This is a genomic window from Mycobacterium sp. (assembly GCF_049585075.1).
Taxonomy (GTDB): Bacteria; Actinomycetota; Actinomycetes; order Mycobacteriales; family Mycobacteriaceae; genus Mycobacterium.
In genome coordinates, this window is the sequence record NZ_JBAUZA010000061.1 from 1 (window position 1) to 5,743 (window position 5,743).

General features: G+C 63.9%; 4 protein-coding genes. 3 read left to right on the plus strand and 1 reads right to left on the minus strand.

Annotation, left to right across the window (positions count from 1 at the left end; translation table 11 throughout):
• On the minus strand, positions 1 to 1,289 hold a 1,289-nt coding region (locus tag WB785_RS02775; protein WP_424077169.1), incomplete at its 3' end, for an ATP-binding protein.
• 137 nt (positions 1,290 to 1,426) lie between these two features.
• Here WB785_RS02775 and WB785_RS02780 point away from each other — a divergent pair.
• From WB785_RS02780 to WB785_RS02790, 3 genes are all read left to right on the plus strand, one after another.
• Entirely contained in the window at positions 1,427 to 2,668 is a 1,242-nt protein-coding gene (locus tag WB785_RS02780; protein ID WP_424077170.1) for a cytochrome P450, read from the plus strand.
• Positions 2,669 to 2,843: 175 nt separating this feature from the next.
• Positions 2,844 to 3,563, plus strand: a complete 720-nt coding sequence (locus tag WB785_RS02785; protein ID WP_424077171.1) for an LpqN/LpqT family lipoprotein — start codon at positions 2,844 to 2,846, stop codon at positions 3,561 to 3,563.
• Positions 3,564 to 3,619: 56 nt separating this feature from the next.
• Positions 3,620 to 5,569, plus strand: a complete 1,950-nt coding sequence (locus tag WB785_RS02790; protein ID WP_424077172.1) for an aconitate hydratase — start codon at positions 3,620 to 3,622, stop codon at positions 5,567 to 5,569.
• The last annotated feature ends 174 nt before the right edge of the window (positions 5,570 to 5,743 follow it).

Here is a 5,743-nt window from a genome sequence, read left to right on the forward strand (position 1 = left end):
TGCAGGCTGTCGAGGATCTCGATCAACGACATGGCGCGCACCCGCGCCGCCGCCAACTCGATCGCCAGTGGCATCCCGTCAAGGCGCTGGCAGATCTCGGCGACCACCGCGGCATTGTCGTCGTTGACGGTAAAACCGGTCTGCGCCAAACGCGCGCGATCGGCGAACAATTCAATTGCTTCGTCAGCTAGCGATAACGACGGCACCCGCCATGTCACCTCACCGGCCACACCGATCGGCTCGCGACTGGTTGTCAGCAGCGTCAGCCTCGAAGCTTCGCCCAGCAGCGCAACGATCAGCTCGGCACACGCGTCCAGCAGATGCTCGCAGTTGTCCAGCACCACCAACATCTGCCGGTCGCGGACAAAACGCAGCACGGTATCCATCGTCGATCGACCCGGCTGATCAGGGAGTCCCAGTGCGCGGGCCGCCGTGGCCGGTACCACATCAGGGTCGGTGATCGGCGCAAGGTCGACATACCAGACACGATCGGCGTATTCGTCGACCAACTGGTTCGCAACACGTACAGCAAGGCGGGTCTTGCCTACCCCGCCGGCACCGGTGAGGGTGACAAGCCGGTTGTCGTCCAGCAGCTTCCGGACTTCGCCCAGCTGTGAGCCGCGGCCCACGAAGCTGGTGAACTGCGACGGAAAATTATGAACTGCAACCGTTTTCGTCGTAAGCAACGGCGGGAACTCGTTGCGCAGATCGGGATGGCACAGTTGCACGACCCGTTCGGGGCGGGGCACACCGCGCAGCTCGTGGGTGCCTAAGTCGGTCAGCCACGCATCGGAAGGCAGGGCGTCGAGCACCAGCGCCTCGGTCGTGCCCGATAGCACGGTCTGGCCGCCATGGGCCAAGTTGCGTAGCCGCGCCGTGCGGTTGATGGTCGGGCCGATGTAATTGCCTTCGTCGCGCAGCTGGACCTCGCCGGTGTGCACGCCGATCCGCAAGTTGATCGGGGCCAACGGCGCCCGCTGCAGATCGAGTGCACACGCCACCGCGTCGCTAGCCCGCGCGAACGCCACCACAAAGCTGTCGCCTTCGCCCTGTTCCACCGGCCGCACCCCGCCATAAGAGGCGAGCAGATCCGGTAGCGCGTGATCGAGCCGAGCGAACCCCGCCGTCATCTCGTTGGGCTGGGTCTCCCACAGCCGCGTTGAACCCTCCACGTCAGCCAACAGCAGTGTCACCGTGCCGGTCGGCAAAAGCCCGCTCACGCCAAGATCGCTCCAGTCCACCAGCGGCGCATCCGCACGTGGATCAATGTCGCTCATGCTAGCCAGCATGCGCTGGCCGTATACGCCAAAACATCAGCGCAAAGGCGTAGATACGACCCCCGACCGCGCAGATCTACGCGTTCTGACCGATGGTCTTACTCTCGCGACCTCGGATAGTCGACTTGGTCGAATCCGAGGAGGCCATAATGACCGTCGACGCCATCGGCACCAATCCGAGCCCCGCCGTCTTTGATGCCGGGCTGCCGCCTCTTGCCTATGAGCACGCCGAAAACCCCGAAGAGGCGCACCGGCTCATCCGGCAGGCCCGTCTGCAGGGCCCGATCGCGCAGGGGCCGCACGGGCCCGAAGTGTTGAGCTACGAGCTGGCGCGGACTGTGTTGCGCGACCCCCGATTCTGCATGCCGAAGGGGATCACGCTTGCGGCGCAAGGCATTACATCCGGGCGGCTGTGGGACAAGGTCACCACGGGCCTATTGAGCCGGGACGGCGCCGATCACAATCGGCTGCGCCGACTGGTCTCCCAGGCGTTCACGCCTCGGTCGACCGCACGGCTGACGAGCACCATCGCCGGAGTCATCACCGAGTTGGTCGACCCGGTAACCAGCGTGGGGCGCTGCGACGTGGTCGCCGACATCGCACGCCAGTATCCGATTCCGATCATCTGCGGGTTGCTCGGCGCACCGCGCCAAGACTGGCAACTGTTCTCGGACTGGGCCGACGACATCTTCAAGGCCTTGAGCTGGGACGTCGCCAACGACGTTCCGGTCATCATGGCGGCCTTCGACGAACTCGACGCCTACATCGACGACATGGTCGCCCAGCGGCGCCACAACCTCACCGATGACCTGATCTCTGAGCTGATCCGCGCCGAACACGACGGTGACCGACTCAGCGTCGACGAGCTACGCATGCTCGCGGAAGGCCTGCTGATGGCAGGTACCGACACCACCCGCAATCAGTTGGCTGCCGCCGTGCAGGATTTGTGCGACTACCCCGAGCAGTGGGCGCTTTTGGCTGAGCAGCCAGCGCTCGCACCACAGGCAGTCGAGGAGCTCATACGCCATAACCCGGTCGTTTTCGCCACCATGCGCAAAGCGGTCGAAGACGTCGAACTCGGCGGCGTGCGGATCCCGGCCGGCACACTGGTGATCATCAACACCGCCGCCGCCAACCGCGACCCCTGCGTCTACGACGAACCCGACCGCCTCGACATCACCCGCGAGGCTCCGGCGACCACGATTACCTTCGGTGGCGGCATTCATTATTGCCTCGGGGCGCACCTCGCCCGAGCCGAACTCGCCCAAGCGCTGACCGTCATCACGCGCCGCATGCCCAACCCACACCGCAGCGGCCCCGCCCCCTGGAAGCCACTAGTCGGAATCACCGGACCGACAACGCTGCCCATCGAATTCGACGCTGGGCACTGAAGGGGTGCCCGCCCTGTGCCCGAACGCTATGACCTCGGCAGCGCTCGCGCGGTATAAAAACGCCGGATCGGCACAAATTCGAATATCGAAATGGCCTGGTTAGACTGCCTAAATTGGGCTACGACGCGCCGACAGATTCGCGCAACCGTGCCGTCTGAATCGACAGGAGCTATTCATGAAGCGGACGGTAGCAATCAAGGGCGCGGCGATCGCCATTTTGGCTTTGGGCATCGGTTTAGTCGGATGTGGTTCCAAACCCGACAGCAACAATGCGTCGAGCAAGAACTCGACCGCAACAGCCACCGGCAAAACAACCACAACTTCCACCGGCAAACCGCAGTCCAAAGTGGCGCCACGCACCACCGCCCCGGGTCCTAACCCCACAATCGCCAGCTATAGCCAACAGAACGGCATCACCGAGACTCCGGTCCACCGCGGTGATCCCGGCGCGCCGACCATTGACCTGCCAATCCCCGACGGCTGGGCCGATGCCGGGCGTGACACCCCGACCACGGCGTACTGGGCCATCGTCGACAACGGCCCGGAGGCCGCCAAATACACACCCAGCATCGTGGCGACGGTATCCAAACTCACCGGCAACGTAGACCAGCAGAAAATTCTGGATCTCGCCCCGGGTGAACTGAAAAACCTATCCGGGTTCAAGCCCATGGGCGACGGCGCTACCGCTACCCTGGCCGGATTTCCCGCGTACCAGTTGGGCGGCACCTGGGTCGACGATGGTCAAACAAAAGCGGTCGCGCAGAAAACAGTTGTAATCGCGTCCGGCAACGCCCTCTACGTGATGCGGCTCAACGCCGATTGCCTCGAAGACCAGATCGGCCAGGCGCTACCCGCGACGATCACCATCGACGAACAGGCGAAGATCACCACGTAGGTATTGCCGCGCGCACCTAACGCATGGCTGCTGACCTTTTGGGGTACGTCGGTTCTATGCCTCTCAATGTCGCCCGCAAGCTGATCGAATCGCATCTGGAATCCGGCGAGATGACACCGGGGCAGGAGATCGCGATACGCATCGATCAGACGCTGACCCAAGACGCGACCGGCACACTGGTGATGCAGGAGCTGGAGGCCCTTGGCCTCGATCGCGCCCGCACCGAGGTGAGCGTGCAGTACGTGGACCACAACCTGTTGCAGACCGACGAGAAGAACGCCGAGGATCACGAATACCTGCGCACCGCAGCCCAGCGATTCGGTCTGTGGTTCTCCAAGCCCGGTAACGGGGTCTCGCATCCAACGCACATGCAGCGTTTCGGGATTCCCGGTAAGACGATGGTCGGCTCGGATTCGCACACCCCGGCGGCGGGCTCGCTGGGCATGCTGGCGATCGGCGTGGGTGGTCTGGAAGTCGCGCTGGCCATCTCCGGCCGGCCGCTAAACATCCGCATGCCCGAGGTGTGGGGTGTACGACTGGAAGGCGAACTGCCGGAATGGTGTTCGGCCAAGGACGTCATTCTCGAGATGCTGCGCCGCCACGACGTCAAGGGCGGGGTGAACCGGATCATCGAGTACTACGGGCCGGGGCTGACGAGCCTGACCGCGATGGATCGCCACGTCATCGCCAACATGGGAGCCGAACTTGGCGCCACCACAACGGTTTTCCCGAGCGACGACGCGGTCCGTGACTTCCTGCGCTCGGAAGACCGCGAGGACGACTGGGTGGAATTGGTCGCTGACGACGACGCCGACTACGACGCCGACGAGTCCATCGACCTCTCCAAGATCGAGCCGCTGATCGCCAAGCCGTCGTCGCCTGGCAATGTCGTGCCGGTCTCCGAAGTCGCCGGAGAGGAGATCGCGCAGGCGGTCATCGGGTCGAGCGCCAATCCGGGACTTCGCGATTTCGCGATCGCCGCCGCGATGGTCGCGGGTCGGCAGACCTGTGCGGGCGTCAGCTTCGACATCAACCCGACGTCGCGGGAAATTTTGGCGGATCTGATGAAGATGGGCGCGGTGACCGATCTGGTGGTCGGCGGGGCGCGAATTCATCAAGCCGGATGTATGGGATGCATCGGCATGGGCCAGGCGCCGGCTACCGGTCGCAACTCGCTGCGCACCATGCCGCGCAATTTCCCCGGCCGCTCCGGCACCAAAGAGGATTCGGTGTGGTTGTGCTCGCCGGAAACCGCCGCAGCTTCGGCGTTGACGGGTGTGATCACCGATCCCCGCGAGTGGGCGCGCAAAGAGAAAATGAACTATCCCAAACTCGACATCCCGCAGCAGTCGTCGGTCAATACCGCGATGCTGGTGGCTCCGCTGGACGCCAAGGAGGCACAAAAGGTAGAGCCAGTGAAGGGCCCCAACGTTTCCGACCTGCCGGAGCTCTCGCCGCTGCCCGACGAAATCGAGGTGCCGGTGCTGCTCAAGGTCGGCGACAACATTTCCACCGACGAGATCTCACCGGCCGGCGCACGGGCGCTGCCACTTCGCTCCAACATTCCCAAGCTCGCGATGTTCAGCTTCACCCAGATCGACGAGTCGTATCCCGAGCGGGCGCAGGAGGCCGGCGACGACGGCCACATCATCGTCGGGGGCGAGAACTACGGTCAGGGCTCGTCACGTGAGCACGCCGCGATCGCACCCCGTTACCTCGGTCTACGGGTCGTCATCGCCAAGTCGTTCGCCCGCATCCACTGGCAGAACCTGGCCAACTTCGGCGTGTTGGCGCTCGAGTTCGACGACCCCGACGACTACGAGTCCATCGATCAGGACGACACGCTGCACATCGCCGGTCTTCGCGACGCATTGGCAGACAAGGACACGCTGCAGGTCGATAACGTCACCAAGGATTCGTCCTTCACTGTGCGGCACCGTCTTTCGCCGCGGCAAGTCAAAGATGTGTTGGCCGGCGGACTGATCCCACGGTTAGCCGAAGACTAGACTTTTCGCTCGAACTGTTGGCCACGTCAACGCGAAGCGAGAAGGATGTGGCCATGACGGACCGGATACCAGCGTCCCTAGGCCGGCGCCAACTACTTGGAATTTCGATATCCGCGGCCAGTGCGATCGGCCTGTCCGCATGTGGGAGCTCACCACCCGAGCCCGCTCCAAGCC